Annotated in this window: 16 protein-coding genes; 8 read left to right on the forward strand and 8 right to left on the reverse strand. The window is 45.1% G+C overall.

Going from position 1 to position 16,241, the window contains the following annotated elements:
* Positions 1-31: 31 nt before the first annotated feature.
* The 5 genes from ftsA to murG form a co-directional block, all read right to left on the reverse strand.
* Positions 32-1,294: a cell division protein FtsA gene (gene ftsA / locus AC13CK_RS06085; protein ID WP_005245712.1), complete on the reverse strand. Its 1,263-nt coding sequence runs from the start codon at positions 1,292-1,294 to the stop codon at positions 32-34.
* 70 nt (positions 1,295-1,364) lie between these two features.
* Positions 1,365-2,219, reverse strand: a complete 855-nt coding sequence (locus AC13CK_RS06090; RefSeq protein WP_071850278.1) for a cell division protein FtsQ/DivIB — start codon at positions 2,217-2,219, stop codon at positions 1,365-1,367.
* A gap of 2 nt (positions 2,220-2,221) precedes the next feature.
* A complete protein-coding gene (locus AC13CK_RS06095) occupies positions 2,222-3,151 on the reverse strand; it encodes a D-alanine--D-alanine ligase (protein ID WP_482831010.1) in 930 nt (309 codons plus the stop codon).
* A gap of 57 nt (positions 3,152-3,208) precedes the next feature.
* Positions 3,209-4,657, reverse strand: coding sequence for a UDP-N-acetylmuramate--L-alanine ligase (gene murC / locus AC13CK_RS06100; RefSeq protein ID WP_005245710.1), 1,449 nt, complete (start codon positions 4,655-4,657; stop codon positions 3,209-3,211).
* A 12-nt stretch (positions 4,658-4,669) separates the two neighbouring features.
* Positions 4,670-5,767, reverse strand: a complete 1,098-nt coding sequence (gene murG / locus AC13CK_RS06105; RefSeq protein ID WP_482831011.1) for an undecaprenyldiphospho-muramoylpentapeptide beta-N-acetylglucosaminyltransferase — start codon at positions 5,765-5,767, stop codon at positions 4,670-4,672.
* A gap of 427 nt (positions 5,768-6,194) precedes the next feature.
* Between murG and AC13CK_RS06110 the strand changes: the two genes are divergently transcribed.
* Positions 6,195-7,397 carry an MFS transporter gene (locus AC13CK_RS06110; RefSeq protein WP_482831012.1) on the forward strand — a complete coding sequence of 401 codons (1,203 nt, stop codon included), beginning with the start codon at positions 6,195-6,197 and terminating at the stop codon, positions 7,395-7,397.
* Positions 7,398-7,448: 51 nt separating this feature from the next.
* Here AC13CK_RS06110 and gshB read toward each other — a convergent pair whose 3' ends face one another.
* Positions 7,449-8,399: a glutathione synthase gene (gene gshB, locus AC13CK_RS06115; RefSeq protein WP_005250312.1), complete on the reverse strand. Its 951-nt coding sequence runs from the start codon at positions 8,397-8,399 to the stop codon at positions 7,449-7,451.
* Between the two features lie 143 nt (positions 8,400-8,542).
* Between gshB and AC13CK_RS06120 the strand changes: the two genes are divergently transcribed.
* The 4 genes from AC13CK_RS06120 (at position 8,543) to AC13CK_RS06135 (ending at position 12,030) form a co-directional block, all read left to right on the forward strand.
* Positions 8,543-8,743: a DUF3565 domain-containing protein gene (locus AC13CK_RS06120; protein ID WP_005250311.1), complete on the forward strand. Its 201-nt coding sequence runs from the start codon at positions 8,543-8,545 to the stop codon at positions 8,741-8,743.
* Positions 8,744-8,859: 116 nt separating this feature from the next.
* The gene (locus AC13CK_RS06125) at positions 8,860-9,282 is read left to right on the forward strand and encodes a hypothetical protein (RefSeq protein WP_005267669.1); all 423 of its coding nucleotides are present in this window, start codon (positions 8,860-8,862) and stop codon (positions 9,280-9,282) included.
* Positions 9,283-9,323: 41 nt separating this feature from the next.
* Positions 9,324-11,096 carry a copper resistance system multicopper oxidase gene (locus AC13CK_RS06130; RefSeq protein ID WP_482831013.1) on the forward strand — a complete coding sequence of 591 codons (1,773 nt, stop codon included), beginning with the start codon at positions 9,324-9,326 and terminating at the stop codon, positions 11,094-11,096.
* The gene (locus tag AC13CK_RS06135) at positions 11,083-12,030 is read left to right on the forward strand and encodes a copper resistance protein B (protein ID WP_482831014.1); all 948 of its coding nucleotides are present in this window, start codon (positions 11,083-11,085) and stop codon (positions 12,028-12,030) included. Before AC13CK_RS06130 ends, AC13CK_RS06135 begins: the two co-directional genes overlap by 14 nt.
* 171 nt (positions 12,031-12,201) lie before the next feature.
* Here the strand turns inward: AC13CK_RS06135 and AC13CK_RS06140 are convergent, their stop codons facing one another.
* A complete protein-coding gene (locus tag AC13CK_RS06140; RefSeq protein ID WP_243474492.1) occupies positions 12,202-12,534 on the reverse strand; it encodes a hypothetical protein in 333 nt (110 codons plus the stop codon).
* 547 nt (positions 12,535-13,081) lie between these two features.
* On the opposite strand from AC13CK_RS06140, the gene AC13CK_RS06145 reads away from it, so the two are divergent.
* Positions 13,082-13,291: a cold-shock protein gene (locus AC13CK_RS06145; RefSeq protein ID WP_004281299.1), complete on the forward strand. Its 210-nt coding sequence runs from the start codon at positions 13,082-13,084 to the stop codon at positions 13,289-13,291.
* A 463-nt stretch (positions 13,292-13,754) separates the two neighbouring features.
* On the opposite strand, the gene pyrE is transcribed toward AC13CK_RS06145, so the two are convergent.
* Positions 13,755-14,405, reverse strand: a complete 651-nt coding sequence (pyrE, locus tag AC13CK_RS06150; RefSeq protein WP_004281297.1) for an orotate phosphoribosyltransferase — start codon at positions 14,403-14,405, stop codon at positions 13,755-13,757.
* Positions 14,406-14,445: 40 nt separating this feature from the next.
* Here pyrE and AC13CK_RS06155 point away from each other — a divergent pair, with 40 nt between their 5' ends.
* Together AC13CK_RS06155 and AC13CK_RS06160 are read left to right on the forward strand one after the other, a co-directional pair.
* Positions 14,446-15,264, forward strand: coding sequence for an exodeoxyribonuclease III (locus AC13CK_RS06155; protein ID WP_482831015.1), 819 nt, complete (start codon positions 14,446-14,448; stop codon positions 15,262-15,264).
* Between the two features lie 473 nt (positions 15,265-15,737).
* The gene (locus AC13CK_RS06160; RefSeq protein ID WP_425879971.1) at positions 15,738-16,088 is read left to right on the forward strand and encodes a Spx/MgsR family RNA polymerase-binding regulatory protein; all 351 of its coding nucleotides are present in this window, start codon (positions 15,738-15,740) and stop codon (positions 16,086-16,088) included.
* The last annotated feature ends 153 nt before the right edge of the window (positions 16,089-16,241 follow it).

Genomic DNA, 16,241 nt, shown 5'->3' on the forward strand with positions numbered 1-16,241 from the left:
CTTCCCAACAATATTCACAATAAAAATCGACTTAAAAGATTGATTTCAAGGTGTCATTAAAGCCAAACAAGGCTCTTTTGACCCGCTTGGCCAATGACAACCGTTCTACATCATCCTGTTCCACAATCGTGTCCTGGGTATCACTCTGACTAAACATCAGCAAGCCCGCCACAGTGCTATATTGTGAGCGACGTAAAGCAGCCTGATGTTGTTCATCTGCATACACCTGAGTCGGCGGATTACCTAAATGCGCCGAGACCCCCATGGTACGGCGAACAAAGCTCACCATTCCTTCGATATGACTAGCATCGCCGGTCAATACCACACCATGATACAAGCCCTGAAGAGCACCGTTTTTCACCAATTCATCACGCACCAGACCCAGAATTTCTTCATAACGCGCCATGATGATTTCAGTCAATTCAATCCGGCTGATGGTTTGTGGCCCATCAATCCCCTGGAACTGAATCATATGGTCAGGCTTGACCACTTTCAGGTCGACACAGCCATACAATAATTTCAGACGTTCAGCTTCTTCAGTTGTGGTTTGCAATACTGCTGCAATATCACGGGTCACATGTTCACCGCCACGTTGGAAGGTATGGGTTAAGGCCAAACGACCATCCACATACACTGCAACATTGGTCGTGCCGGCACCGATATCTACTAAGCATACGCCATATTCTTTTTCGTCTTTCAGCAGGCTGGCTTCAGCAGTAGCCAAGCTCGACACCACCATTTTTTCTACACCAATATTGGCACCTTTCAGGGCGCGATCAATATTCTGCATGGTACTGATCGGCAGCATCATCAAATGATAGTGTCCGGTCATGCTATGTGCCGACATCCGAATCGGGTTTAACACCCATTCCGGTGAGTCGTCCAGCTCAAAACCCAGAGGCACAGCACTGACCAGATAATGATCTGAAGTCAAATGACTAGCTTTAGCCAATTCCAGTGCACGCACCACTTCACTGGTGGTAATCGCATGCTCGCTATTGTCGATCGAGGTGCGACCTGAAGCATAAAAGCTTTTTAATTCGGCACTTGGAATAGAGACCCAGGCAGAATGTACACGACATTCCGCCATATCTTCTGCTTCTTGAACGGCATTTTTAATTGCAGTAATAACTTTATCGAGACTGACAATTTTCCCTTTACTCATGCCTCGGTTACGAGCGGTGGCCATACCAATCACTTGGATATTGTCTGGCGCGTGTACCTTGCCAATCAAAACTGAAACTTTGTGTGTCCCAATGTCAATCGCCACAACCGAGGGAACAGCTTCACTCATTATTCACTACTACCATTACGTGTTTGTTAGATTTATGGCTTTAAATGCCTCTATTTTTTAAAGCCGGTCATTATGGCTTTACTGTTACCTTATTCTCAACGCCCGTGTCATCAATGGTTACAATAAAATGTCCATTTACAATTTTAGGCGGAATTGAATTTTTCCACTGTATCGACAATCCATTGCGATAACGCAGGTCGATGGCCGAAATTTTAGACCAGACCGGCTTTAAATCGCTCTGAGACAGATGACTCAGGCGTTGTAATTTGCTCATAGTCTGGTCTTTATCCACAATTATTCTTAAACCCGAATCAAACTGCATAAACCAGGTCATTCGCTCGGTGAGATATAATTCTTTTAGACGAATGCCTTGTGGCAAAAATAACTGATTAATTTCATTATAACGACGCATCATGGTTTCTGCATGGCTCGCTGGCCCATGTAGCAACGGTAATGCCTGATAATTCTTGGGTGTGACTTCAGTGAAAATAACACCACTGTCACTCAATAAACGCCCTGTTCCCCAACGTGCAATTGCATGATGCGGCATCACCCGCACCCGAATGCCATTTGGCCAGGCTCGGGAAACCACGACCCGATCCACCCAGGATAATTCCAGAGTACGATCGCGGATCGCTTCCAGATCTGAAGTAAAATAGTTTTCGGTCACAATCGGTGACACATATTGCATGACCTGACGCTGTTCAGCAGCCGAGCGCGTACCTATCACGCCCAGCTCTGCCACGTCACTATTGGTCATGACTTTATATAAGCCCAATATTCCAAAGGCCAGCACCAATACCGCAATACACAACAATAACCAGCCACCAAAATTGGTCAGCTTTTCTTTGCGTGTCGGCGGCTTGTCGTGAATTGAAGTAATCGCAGCACGTTTACGGCGCATGGAAACAGGAAGTTGAGCCATATTTAGTGTGCCGAACCAGTCAAGGTCTGTTCCAGAATCGCGACACACAGCTCATCAAAACTGTATCCGACTGCAGCTGCCGCTTTTGGCACCAGTGAATGACTGGTCATGCCTGGCACGGTATTCACTTCAAGCAACCAGAAGTTGCCCTGTTCATCCTGCATGGCATCAATCCGGCCCCAACCGCTGGCACCGACTGCCTGGAATGCGCGCAAACTTAAGGCTTTTAACTGCTGCTCTTCAGCTTCAGTTAAACCACATGGAATGCCATATTGCACATCATTACGCTGATATTTCGCTTCATAATCGTAGAAAGCAACATCTTGAGGCGGTTCAAGACGAATCACAGGTAGCGCCTGACCATTTAAAACCACAATGGTGTATTCACGGCCGGTAATCCATTTTTCTGCCATCACCACGGCATCATGTTCAGTTGCCTTGGTAATTGCTTCTGCAAAATCTTCAATTTTCTCAACCTTACTCATGCCGATACTGGAACCTTCATGTACCGGCTTGATAATCAAAGGCAAGCCTAAAGCATTAACAATGTCGGTCGCATCAGAGTCTTTGGTGACAATGCGATACGGTGCTGTCGGCAATTCCGAACCCTGCCAGACCTGCTTGGTCTTGACCTTGTCCATGCCGATGGCAGAACCTTGTACACCGGTACCGGTATACGGCACGTTTAACCATTCCAATGCACCCTGGATCTGGCCGTCTTCCCCGCCACGACCATGCAATACAATGAATGCACGATCATAATTCACCAATTCTGTGACACTACGCTCCTGCGGGTCAAACGCTTCCGCATTGATCCCTGAACGCACTAATGCCTCAAGTACCGCCGTACCACTGTCTAGAGAAACCTCACGCTCTGCAGATTTACCACCAAGCAACACGGCAACTTTTCCGAATTTTGAAGCATTTGACACGTTTATATCCTTAAACTTTTTTCAATCTGGTCAATTCAATTCAGTCACACAAGATGACTATTTTATATATAAGTGATTTTGTGCAAGTTCGACTGAGATTGCTCCAACATTACCTGCGCCCTGGGTTAATAACAAGTCATTTGCTTGCAATACTTTTCTCATGATCTGATTCAGGTTGCCGTCCGCCGCATCGACCAGAATTGGCTCGACTTCACCACGTAGACGAATGCTGCGGGCCAAAGTACGGCTGTCCGCCCCGACAATCGGTTTTTCGCCAGCAGGATAAACATCCAGCAACAATAACTGGTCTACAGTCGAAAGTACTTCCACAAAATCATCAAAGCAGTCACGGGTACGGCTATAACGGTGTGGCTGGAACATCATTACCAGACGACGGTCCGGATGACTCTGACGCGCAGCTTTAATCGTCGCTTCGACTTCTTTTGGATGATGACCATAGTCATCCACCAGTTTCACGTCACCGCCTTCAATCGCAAACTCACCCTGAACTTCAAAGCGGCGACCCACACCACTAAAACCTTCCAGTGCACGGCAGATTGAAGCATCAGACACGCCTTCATCAGTTGCTATACCAATCGCAGCCAAGGCATTCAGCACATTATGCAAACCTGGCTGGTTGACCGTTACACGCAATGGCTCACGCTCTTTACGCAATACGGTAAAGTGGGTTTGCATGCCATCCTGATCAACATCTACTGCGCGGATGTCATTGTCTTCATTGAAGCCATAAGTCAGTAATGGACGTGCAATCCGCGGCATGATTTCACGGATATTGGCATCATCACCACAGACTACGGCCAAGCCGTAAAATGGCAGTTTTTGCAGGAACTGGATAAAAGTATCTTTCAGGACATCGAAGCTACCGCCATAGGTATCCATATGATCGGCATCAATATTGGTCACCACGGCAGCCATCGGTTCCAGATGCAGGAAAGAAGCATCTGACTCATCGGCTTCGGCCACGATATAACGGCTGGCGCCTAAGGCTGCGTTCATCCCAGTACGGTTCAGCAAACCACCGATCACATAGGTTGGATCCATGTTTTCTTCAGCCAGCATACAGGTGATCAGACTGGTGGTTGTGGTCTTGCCATGTGTGCCGGCAACGGCAATACCATGACGGTAGCGCATCAGTTCACCCAGCATTTCCGCACGGCGAACCACAGGAATACGGTTTTCAATCGCGGTTTTAATTTCCGGATTTTCTTTATCAATCGCGGTAGAGACCACGATCACGTTGGCGCCTTTAATATTATTTGCAGTATGTCCGATATAGACTTTAATGCCATTCGCTTCCAGCTGTGCGGTGGTATTGGATGCCTTGATATCTGAACCGGAAACTTTATAGCCCTGGTTTTTCAGCACTTCCGCAATACCACACATGCCTGCGCCGCCGATCCCCACAAAATGAATGTGTTTGATACGGCGCATTTCCGGCACTTTAATTAACTTTTTCGCTTGTTCAGCTGGGGTTGTTGGAGACATAGTTTACTCGGATTACAATTCTTGAATTAAACGGACCACATGTTGAGTCGCATCGGGTTGAGCCTGTCGGCGTGCTTTCACGGCCATTTCCATTAACAGTTGGCGATTCAGCATCGGCTCTAATAATGTTTTTAAACTTTCCGGGGTCATCGTGGCCTGCGGACAAATCTTTGCCGCATTGATATTGGCTAGGAAACCGGCATTGGCCGTCTGGTGATCATCGACCGCACTTGGAAGCGGCACAAAAATCGCAGCCACCCCGGCAGTGGCAATTTCAGTTACAGTCAATGCGCCAGCACGGCAAATCACCAGATCGGCATCAGAATAGGCTTTGGCCATATCTTCAATAAACGGCTGTACTTCTACTTGCAGATTGGCTGGTGCATTTTCATAACGTGCCCGGGTCGACTCGGCATGGTTTTGCCCACACTGATGATAGACGCTTAATGGCACATTGAGTTGCTTTAAAGCTTCTGGAACACGTTCATTTAAGGCTTGCGCCCCCAAAGACCCACCAACAATCAGAATACGTAAAGGCAGTCCTGCCTTGTCACGCTCCTGATAACGCCAGGACGGATTTAAAATTTCGCTAATTTCTTGTCGTACCGGATTACCTGTAGTCACGACTTTTTCTTGGGCCGGAAAGGTATTTGGAAAAGCCTGACACACCATCTTTGCCACACGCGACAATTGGGTATTGGTAAAACCGGCAACTGCATTCTGTTCATGGATCAGCACCGGAATGCCTAAGATACGTGCGGCCAAACCACCCGGGCCTGCCACATAGCCGCCAAAGCCTGCCACGGCATCGACCTGAAGCTGTTTCATGAATTTCATGGCACTTAAGGTGGCTTTCATGATTTTAAAAGGCGCCAAGGCCTTACGTAGAAAACCGTTGCCACGCACACCCTGAATATCAATCTGATAAATGGGAATATTCTGGTTTTTTAATAGACGGTTTTCCATGCCTGCAGGGGTGGCCAACCAGGAAACCTGTATACCTTGTTGTTGTAAGTCTTTGGCAACAGCTAACGCTGGAAACACATGTCCACCTGTACCTGCGGCCATCATCATGACATGTTTAGGCTGTTTTTGCTGAGCGTCGGTCACGGTTTAATTCTTCAATACTAAAAATGGAGCAGGAAATCTGATTTAAGTAATCAATTGTAATCACAAACCTCAGGCCATGAAAGTTTATTTACTTTATTTCAACAAGGCTTTAATTGTTTTTTTCACGCAAATTTCAAGTTTAGACTCGTTTTATTTATAAGGTCTGCACTTTTCCTTAGACTTAAGTGAAGCATCATACCAATTTTAAACTCACTTTTCATTATATTATCAATAACTTTGCCACGAAGAGCGCTTTATTTACAGCGGTCTTCCGTTTTCTCCCGTTCACCTCCTCTCTTATTATCATTGGCCGATAATCTTAGGCTTAAATCCTATCAATTTTATAAAAGTTTCATGCTATTCATATCTATATATGAATGATGCTTGATGTACAAGCAGATGCTTTAAATGGACTCAGTTCGGATAGATGTCAAAAATCTCATGTCGTGATGTATGGATTATCTTGGCCGGTTATCTGGCTGCGATCCATGTCGGCAAACTTTCGGCCGTGATTCCTGTGTTGCAACAGGATTTAAACCTGAGTTTTACCCAGGCTGGTTTTTCATTAGCGTTGGTGCAGGCCGCCGGAATGCTGTTTGCGCTATGCATTGGCGCCTTCTCGGAAAAAATGGGATTAAAGCGCTGCCTGATCATGACCTTAATCATTTTAGGGCTGAGCAGTCTTGCTGGGCTTTGGATTACGCAACCTGCCACTTTATATGTATTGCGTTTTATGGAAGGAATCGGATTTTTAACCATCTCCTTGTGTGCGCCAGCAATTTTAAAGCGGATCAGCCGCGCTGAGACACTGAATTTCAAGATGGGACTCTGGAGTTCCTATATGGGCATCGGTGTCAGTCTGGCCGTATTGACGATTCCTCTCCTGCTTGAATATCTGGACTGGCAAATGATCTGGGCCATTTTGGGCTGCCTGTGCCTTGTCATTGCTGGCATGATTAAACAATATTTAAATATTGAACCTGTCTTGGTAACACAGCCAGACTCTTCTCAGCCAGCTACGGAAAACACCTCATTCTGGCAGATTGTTCAAATTACCCTGACCCATCCTCCCATTATCTGTCTGGCGATTATTTTTGCCTGTTATACCAGTCAATGGATTACTGTCACGGGCTTCCTGCCTACGCTGTATGTCGAACAGGGGCTGGACTTAAAACGCGCAGGGATGCTGGTCTCGATAGTCGTGCTGGCCAATCTGGGGGGCACTTTTGGCGCAGGCATGTTGCTGCAACAGGGTTATAGACCGCCCACCTTATTGAGTACCGGATTTGTAGCAATGCTCTGCAGCAGTGGTCTGGTGTTTGCTGCAAATGCCTGGCTCTCATTTGAATTGCAGGTTGTCAGTGCCTTGCTGTTTTCACTGATTGGCGGGATGATCCCAACCACTGTTTTTGCGATTACCCTGCACTATGCACCACGTGCCTATGCAGCAGCAGCCAGTGTGGGTCTGGTTTTACAAATTTCAGCCTGCGCACAGTTTTTTATACCGACCCTGAGCGCTGTGCTGATATCTGCCACCCAATACTGGGCCAATCTTGCCATTATCACTGTCTGCCTTTCGATGCTGGGCATGGTAATGACGGCATTTTTATTTAAGCGCTATCCCCAATGAAAAAATAAAAAAGAGCCTGCAAGCAGACTCTTTTTTCACCTGATTTTGCTTTTAAACCTGATTGGCCTGCCCCGCTTCCAGCACGGCAAACAGATCATCTGCAATCGAGGTGCCAAACTGGGTGTCAATTTCACGGATACAGGTTGGACTGGTTACATTAATTTCAGTAACATAATTTCCGATCACATCCAGCCCTACAAAGACCAGACCTTTTTCTCTGAGATACGGCCCTACTTTTGCTGCAATGGCTTTGTCATTTTCAGTCAGGGGGCGTGCCTCGCCCAGACCACCCGCGGCCAGATTACCGCGCACTTCACCATTTTGCGGAATACGGGCCAGACAATACGGCACTGGCTCGCCATTAATCATCAGGATGCGTTTATCGCCTTCGACAATTTCCGGAATATAACGCTGCGCCATGATCGGCTGGGTACCATTATTGGTCAGCATTTCAATGGTTGAACCGATGTTGATGCCATCCTGATACAGGCGGAAAATCCCGGTGCCGCCCATGCCATCCAGCGGTTTTACAATCACATCGACCTGTTCTTTGAGAAATTCACGAATCAGGCTTTGCTGCGAAGTCACCAAGGTCGGAACTTGCAGATGCGGGAACTGGGTCGCGAACAGTTTTTCATTACAGTCACGCAGGCTTTGCGGCTTGTTGATAATCCATGCCCCTTCGCGCTCTGCCTGCTCCAGAATATAAGTGGTATAGACGAAGTTCATATCAAAAGGCGGATCTTTACGCATCAAGACAACGTCATAAGCAGCGATCGACTCTTTTTGTTTTTCGCCAAGTTCATAATAATGGTCGTAGTCTTCAAATACCTGTAACGGCGCGATCAGACCAAAGGCCTTGCCCTGATCGATATATAAATCTTGCTGCAATGCATAACCGAGTTCATGCCCGCGACGTGCTGCTGCCCACAGCATGGCCATGGTCGAGTCTTTCTTCAGGTTTACATTTTCAATGGGATCCATCACAACAAGTACGCGCATGTGTCTCTGCTCTTTTTCAAAAAATGACTTGGCAAGGAGTATAGCTTGTGTGGATTCTTTTGTTTATGGTGATTTTGCATGACTTATTTTGTATAGGTTTTTAGATAGATGCTCAGGCAATTTGAGCTCAAGGGAGGTATGCCATGCAACAGGCCATTATCGGTTTTCACCTGGATGAGGAACAGCATTGGGTTGCAGAACTGGCCTGCGGACATGGCCAGCATGTGCGGCATACCCCGCCCTGGCAAAATCGCCCATGGGTGATGACCGAGCAAGGACGTAAAGAAAAACTCGGGATGCTGCTAGACTGTAGAAAATGCGAAAAGTGCGAAACTGAAACCTGAACCTATGAAAAAAGTAGTATGTAGGTGACCTAAAAAATAATCTTGTCCAGAATTTGCTAATTTGAGTTACTGCTTTTATTGCTCAAACATGCAGCGTATTTTTTCAGGGTGTACTTTTGCTCATACGGCTCGTCAAACAGATCTGGTTGGTGATGCTTGTGGTTTTTGCCATAGGCTGGAGCAGTGTGTCTGTCGCATCTGCAAACACCATGCATCTGGTTATGCCGTCTGAAAAAACGAATCCTCATTGTCTGGAAATGACAAAACCCTCTGCTTCTCACTCGCTGCATAAGACTGATCATCATCAAGATCAGGAACTGATTCAGCCGGATTGTGTCAGTGACAGCACCCAGCAGTCATCAGATTGTCTGGATTGTGGCACTATGGCCTGCCAGAACTTGGTCACCAGCCTGCCCATTACAACGCCCGAGTTAAGCGTGCCTGATCACGGTTATCCGGAAAAAACCCTCCTCCCTGCTTACCATGCCCAGCACCTTGCTGGTTACTGGCAAGAAATCCTGCGCCCACCCAAAGCTTGATCCTGAATTTTTAAATTTTTTTATTCATTAAGGATTAAGTTATGTCGCTTAAAATCAGTCAAAGCCTGTGTCTGGGCTTCGGTCTCATCTCGTCGTCTGCCTTGTTTGCAGCCGTAAAAGAATATCATCTGGTCATTGATGAAAGCCCGATCAATCTCACCGGAAAGACGGTCAAGCGTATCACTGTAAACGGAAAATTCCCTGCACCCTTGCTGGAATTTGAAGAAGGTGATGATGCAGTCATTCATGTACAAAACAACCTGAACAATCAGGATACCTCGCTGCACTGGCATGGCCTCCTCCTGCCCGGGCTGATGGATGGTGTCCCCGGATTTAACGGTTTTCAGGGGATCAAACCGAAACAGTCTTTTACTTATCGCTTCAAGGTTCGTCAAAACGGCACCTATTGGTATCACGCACATTCCAAAGGTCAGGAACAGGACGGCCTCTATGGCGCATTGGTGATTCGCCCCAAAGCACAGACATTACTACCTCCACATGAACAAACCGAGCGGGATTATGTGGTGATGCTGTCGGATTTTCACGAACAGGGCAGCCAGCAGATTCAGAACAATTTAAAAAAATCGGCCGAATATTATCAGAACCAGCGCGAAACCGTTGGCGATGTATTTAAGCAGGTAAAACGTGACGGCCTCAAGGCCACCTGGACAGACCGCAAGATGTGGAACCAGATGCGCATGCTGAAAACCGACCTGTCTGATGTTACCGGTTATACCTTTCTGGTCAATGGAAAAACGCCGCAACAAAACTGGAGTGGCCAGTTCCAGCCCAATAAAAAAGTCCGCCTGCGTTTCATCAATGCCTCAGCCATGTCGTTTTTCGATGTGCGTATTCCCCAGCTGAAAATGACCGTGGTCAGCGCCGATGGACAAGCTGTGCAGCCGGTCGCTGTAGATGAATTCCGGATTGGAACTGCTGAAACCTATGATGTGATTGTGGAACCCACTGCAGCGCATTACCAGATTGAAGCGGAATCGATCGACCGCTCAGGCTTTGCCATTGGCAGTCTGCATCAGGCAACTGATTCAAGCAAAACCGCAGCGCCGGTTCAATTACCAACACCGCGCCCTCGTGCCTTATTGACCATGGAAGATATGGGACATGGCGAACAACATGATATGTCACATGACGCACATAGCAATCAGACCACACAATCTAAAGCAGGTACGCCTAAGCATGATGAGCATGCCCAGCACACCATGCATGCCAGTCATAGTGCCATCTCCGAAACCCATCAGTCTCAACAGCCGGTTGAGGGCTGGGCTAATATGTCTACGCCTGCAGGGCACAAAGCCTTGCAATATCAAGACCTCAAAGCGCTGACACCGCAACCTGATACCCGCGCAGCAGAACGTGAACTGGTGATTCGTCTGGGTGGAACTATGGAGCGCTATATCTGGACCATGAATGGTAAAAAATTCAGTGATGCCGAGCCACTTCAGGTGAAATATGGCGAGCGGATCCGGCTGAAATTTATCAATGACAGCATGATGGCCCATCCGATGCATTTGCATGGAATGTTTATGCAGCTGGAAAATGGTCAGTCTGCTGCAAATATGCCAAATAAACACACCGTGATTGTGCCGCCCGGGAAAACGGTGACCACCCTGCTCACAGCAGATGAACTGGGAGAATGGGCGATTCACTGCCATCTGCTCTATCACATGAGTGCCGGCATGATGAACAAGCTGATTGTGGCGCATGTGAATGATGATCAAGCATCTCACCCTTCTTCACAAAAAATGCCATCAAAACCAGCAGCTGCTCAAGGAGAAAGCCATGCACATCACTAATCTTTTTGTAAAGTCAGTGCTCAGCAGTGCACTTACCCTAAGCAGTCTGAGTGTTTTTGCGGCAGCTTCTAGCGAGCATACGGGTCATAATGAACATCAGCATCATAGCGGACATCATACCATGCAAAACATGACTGATGACCACGCACAGCATACTGAAACAGTAGATGCTGCATCTTATCAACCACCACCAAAGTTATCACATCAACCGCATGCGCCGAGCACACCACAAAATTCAGTCAGTTCTGCCAGCGAACATGATCATCGTAAAGAACATGGTGCACAGATTTATAGCCAGATTATTCTGGACCAGAAATGGCAGCATAGTTCAGAGGGAAATGGGGCATTCAAGTCCAAGAACCAAGCCAGAATTGGCACGGATGAAAATAAAATCTTCCTCAAGCTAGAAGCCGACAAACATGAATCGCATCAGGCCGAATATGATGCCAAAGTGCTGTATAGCCGAAATATTTCCGATTTTTGGGATGTGCAGACCGGGGTGCGCTATCGACAGGAAAATTTAGCCGAGCCTGCTACACAACAGCAGAACGAGCGCTTCGATGCAGTATTTGGGCTACATGGCCTGGCCCCCTACTTTTTCGAAACGGATGCTCATGTCTATGTTGGTGAAGATGACTTTGTCGGATTAAAACTGGAAACAGAGCGTGACCTGTTATTGACGCAGAAACTGATTATGCAGTCCTTTGTCGAACTGGATGTCATCCTGAATGATCAGGCAGCGAATGCGAAAAAAACCGGCCTTAGTCATGCCACCTTGGGCCTGGAAACACGCTATGAACTGAGCAAAAAGCTCATGCCTTATCTGGAAGTGGGTTATGAATATAGTAAAGGCAACAAACAGACAGCCTGGCAGCAAAGCTCTGATTCTGAAAAAGGCTGGATCTATGGTGCAGGTCTAAGAATGATGTTCTAAATTTTTGATACAGAAAATTATGCAGCTACGGGATGTGAAACGCCATTCATGTCCCGTAGCGCTATGGCACTATACATTTGACTGAGAAAGATTTTTTAAGCCTATGAACTGTACATGCGATGCTTTTCTGCACTTTCCCACTCATTAAGAGACTTGTTATTTTGCGAAAAACTAGTCTTCATCGCCTTGATTTCCACTGTTACTTTTAGCAACCAAAGTGCCTAACATAATGATAAAGGTACTCACACCGCCAATTAACAGGCTCAGCAGCCCCATTTCCAGCATAAAATTACTATCACCAGTCTCAGGGGCACCCCATAGAAATTGAAGACGATCGCCAAAAATAAAATTGATCGCAAATACAATCAGAAATCCAATCAAGGTGGCAATCAGTAAAGTAACCACCAAGTTCTTCCACATTTTACATCCGACGAACAGGATGATCATGGCCAGTCCAACCATGGTGATGATGGATATAAGTAACACACTGTTCCAGTAATCCATGAGACTCACTCGTATTTGGTTTTAAATTAAAATTAAGAAATTCTTATAGTTAATTTTTCCAATTGAATTTTAATATAGGTGGATTTTTATACATGAGCAATGACGATAACTATCTTAAAGCTACAAATGTTAATTTACCCAAAGTTATAAAATACACTGACTTAGTAAAATCTTGCTGAGTACTGAACGATTCTGATTAACATAAAGTAACGTAAACACAACGTGTATTTATTGTTTAGCTTCGTTAAAGCTCAAATGCGACCGGTAAAGCTCAAGCAAACCAGGTTGAAATTCTTTAAAAAAAGAAGAATTGAGCCACTTTTATAAGAAAAATAAATAATAAATATAAAAAACTTGAATATTTTCTGATTTAGGCTATGCTGTCTTTAACTAGAAAAAAGCGTTGTTTAGTTAAGCTTCTTTAAGTGCCGCAGTATTATTTATAATCCTCAGTTTTTTCAGATCTTTATTTCAATTCTTGTTGTTTTTCCAAGTTATCCATAGTCATTTGCATGACTAAAATTATTAAAATTTAACAGGTTATATTATGTCTACTACAGTTACCGGTACAGTAAAATGGTTTAACGAAACTAAAGGTTTTGGTTTTATTCAACAAGAATCAGGTCCTGACGTTTTTGCACACTTTAAAGAAATCAGCAGTTCTGGTTTCAAAACTTTGTTTGAAGGTCAGCGCGTTTCTTTTAGCGTGGTTGATGGTCAAAAAGGTCCAAATGCGATCAATATCGTTGCGCTATAATTTAGCACAGCAATAAGAAAAAGCACCTTCAGGTGCTTTTTTTAGCTCTGAAGATTCATAATTTTGGTGAAAGGTTTTCTACTCCTCTATTTAGCTCATTAACAGTGAATTTTTAAGAATCATGTTCTGAATCATTGCTGTTGTAAGCGTTGCTCTATAAAGAAATAGAAATGAAAAACCCCTGGCATCCTGCCAGGGGTTTTCCGTATGCGTTCGCTTGGTATAACTCCTGTCGTACCTTACTTTCCTTGTATTTATGTATTGTTATTCTTGTGTGGAACGTCCTGTTCCTGTTAAAGCCATCATAGGAAATTTCCACTATTCAAAATAGCCGCAAAGTGCTGGAATTCATGTAAGCCAATGCTTACAAGAATAGACAGAGATAATAAATTTCAAATGCTTAGAAAATCGAGTATCTATAAAAAAAGGAAGCTCAAGCTTCCTTTTCTATGCCAATCCAGGCTTAGATCCCGTATTTAACACGATAATCTTCCATTTTTGCCAAAGCTTCTAGGTCGCCTTTCGCTTCCAGATAATCCATTAAATCTTTCATGGTAATTAAGGCATGTACAGGAATCTCAAGCTCTTGCTGTACTTCCTGAATCGCAGATAAATCACCCTGACCTTTTTCCTGACGATCAAGCGCCACGAGTACACCGGCAATTTGGGCACCGGCATTTTTCAGGATGGTGACGACTTCACGAATCGCTGTGCCTGCGGTAATTACGTCATCAATGATCCAGACTTTTTTACCTGCTACAGAAGCACCGACCAATACGCCACCCTCGCCATGGTCTTTGGCTTCCTTGCGGTTAAAACCCCATGGCACACTTACCCCATGATTTTGCGACAGAGCCACAGCAGTTGCTGCCACAAAAGGAATACCTTTATATGCAGGGCCAAAAATCACTTCAACATGGTCACATTCAGTTAGTTTTGCAGCATAGCCAGAAGCCAGCAGTGTCAAGGCTTCACCATCATTCAACAGACCCGCATTAAAAAAATAGGGACTCACACGTCCCGATTTTAAAGTAAACTCACCAAATTTAAGCACACCGCGTGATAATGCGAGTTCGATAAAAGCTTGCGGGTTAAACTGAGCTGGCGTTGACATGAGGTGCTCCTAAATCCATTAATTAAGGTAAGACTTGCGCATGATACCAAAGAGTAGCTATCCAGGTGATCAAAAAATTCTTCGCGTCGTTTCAATTAATGTCAACGGCTTACGCTCATCTGTCACCAAAGGTCTATTGGAATGGATGGAACAGTCGGATGCCGACGTGATTTGCATACAGGAAAGCCGGATCACGCATGCGCAGTGGACCGATAAATTCAAGCCTGAAGGCTGGTACACGCACCTGTTTCCTGCCGAACGTCCGGGTTATGCCGGTACGGCCATTTATAGCCGTCTGCCTTTTGTGTCTTTAACTGATGGCCTGGGTTTTGAACTGGCCGATTCACAAGGCCGTTTTATTGCCGCTGAATTTGACTTGGGTCTAGAACAAACCGTACAGATCTGTTCCCTGTACCTACCTTCCGGCTCATCAGGCGATGAAGCACAAGCGCGTAAAGATCACTTTCTGGAAGAATACGCAAAAATCCTGAAACAGTGGCGCGATGAAAATAAATCGGTAATTGTCTGCGGTGACTATAATATCGTGCATAAACGTATCGATATTAAAAACTGGTCGGGTAACCAGAAAGCCTCGGGCTGTTTACCGCACGAACGTGCCTGGCTAGATCATATCTACGATGAGCTTGGTTATGTCGATACTTTCCGTGAAGTCCGCGAAGAAGCCGAATTATACTCCTGGTGGTCAAACCGTGGACAGGCGCGTGCCAAGAATGTTGGTTGGCGGATTGATTATCATGCCTGCTCTCCGGACTGGAAAGAGCGTACCGTTAATGCCTGGGTCTATAAAGAACAATGGTTTAGCGACCATGCCCCCGTGATCATCGACTACAAACTATAATCTTCATTATTTAATTGAGTGAACATACGTTCACTCAATTAAGGCTTATCTCTTACATGACATGACGTATTTTTTGGGTTTATCTTAATGTAATAACATAGCATTATAGCGCTACGGCACAAGGACATGTCAGGACGACAACATAAGGACAGGACGCCGTAGGACGAAAATAAAACAGACTATAGATTTAGCTTGTTTTGCATGGATGTGACATTGGACGTTGGATTGAGACCCGCATGATCAGGATGATTAAATGCGGGTTTTCTATTTCTATTATTCCCAAATTTTTATTTTTCTTATTATTTAGATTGTTCTTTTTCTTGCTGCTCATATTAAAGCTGCTTGATGTCATTTTGATGACATGACTTTTCTGGTATTTAAAATTTTTTCTTTTTTTTCATTTGCTTTTGCATGGTTTGCTGCTGCCAATTTGGTTAAGCTAGTTCATGATTTAAATTTTTTAGATGGCAGCTATGTTAAAAATTTACGGAATTAAAAATTGTAGTTCGATGAAAAAAGCCTTTGATCTGCTGACGGAGCAAGGTCTGAGTTATGAATTTCATGACTATAAAAAACAGGGCATCGATGCTGAAACCATCAAAACCTGGCTGGATGCCTTGGGTCAGGACGTGCTTCTGAACAAGAAAGGCACTACCTGGCGTAAGCTCAGTGAAGAAGAGCAACAGACCGCCCTGTCGAGTGAAGATGCTTTAATTAATGCATTAACCACCCATACCAGTTTAATCAAACGTCCAATCTTGGCAACCTCTACAGGATTTATTGCCGGTTTTGATGAAACAGCTTATCGTGGCTTAGCCCGCTAATATCTTGTATTGAATAGGGTGTGTTGACACTTTTAGCTTAAAAAAATAGCGAAGTAGTAAAATCAAATCGCCAAACCCAATTTTACTATTCGCTATGCCTCGTACCATGCTGACAGATCAACACTGGCAAAAGTTGAAAGTTATTCTGCGTAA

Source organism: Acinetobacter sp. L-24, from assembly GCF_056857555.1.

Excerpts from the sequence above, each read along its gene's own strand:
- ftsA (WP_005245712.1), bottom strand. The coding sequence starts at position 1,294 with ATGAGTGAAGCTGTTCCCTCGGTTGTGGCGATTGACATTGGGACACAC.
- AC13CK_RS06090 (WP_071850278.1), bottom strand. The coding sequence starts at position 2,219 with ATGGCTCAACTTCCTGTTTCCATGCGCCGTAAACGTGCTGCGATTACT.
- murC (WP_005245710.1), bottom strand. The coding sequence starts at position 4,657 with ATGTCTCCAACAACCCCAGCTGAACAAGCGAAAAAGTTAATTAAAGTG.
- AC13CK_RS06110 (WP_482831012.1), top strand. The coding sequence starts at position 6,195 with ATGTCAAAAATCTCATGTCGTGATGTATGGATTATCTTGGCCGGTTAT.
- gshB (WP_005250312.1), bottom strand. The coding sequence starts at position 8,399 with ATGCGCGTACTTGTTGTGATGGATCCCATTGAAAATGTAAACCTGAAG.
- AC13CK_RS06120 (WP_005250311.1), top strand. The coding sequence starts at position 8,543 with ATGCAACAGGCCATTATCGGTTTTCACCTGGATGAGGAACAGCATTGG.
- AC13CK_RS06130 (WP_482831013.1), top strand. The coding sequence starts at position 9,324 with ATGTCGCTTAAAATCAGTCAAAGCCTGTGTCTGGGCTTCGGTCTCATC.
- AC13CK_RS06135 (WP_482831014.1), top strand. The coding sequence starts at position 11,083 with ATGCACATCACTAATCTTTTTGTAAAGTCAGTGCTCAGCAGTGCACTT.
- AC13CK_RS06140 (WP_243474492.1), bottom strand. The coding sequence starts at position 12,534 with ATGGATTACTGGAACAGTGTGTTACTTATATCCATCATCACCATGGTT.
- AC13CK_RS06145 (WP_004281299.1), top strand. The coding sequence starts at position 13,082 with ATGTCTACTACAGTTACCGGTACAGTAAAATGGTTTAACGAAACTAAA.
- pyrE (WP_004281297.1), bottom strand. The coding sequence starts at position 14,405 with ATGTCAACGCCAGCTCAGTTTAACCCGCAAGCTTTTATCGAACTCGCA.
- AC13CK_RS06155 (WP_482831015.1), top strand. The coding sequence starts at position 14,446 with ATGATACCAAAGAGTAGCTATCCAGGTGATCAAAAAATTCTTCGCGTC.
- AC13CK_RS06160 (WP_425879971.1), top strand. The coding sequence starts at position 15,738 with ATGTTAAAAATTTACGGAATTAAAAATTGTAGTTCGATGAAAAAAGCC.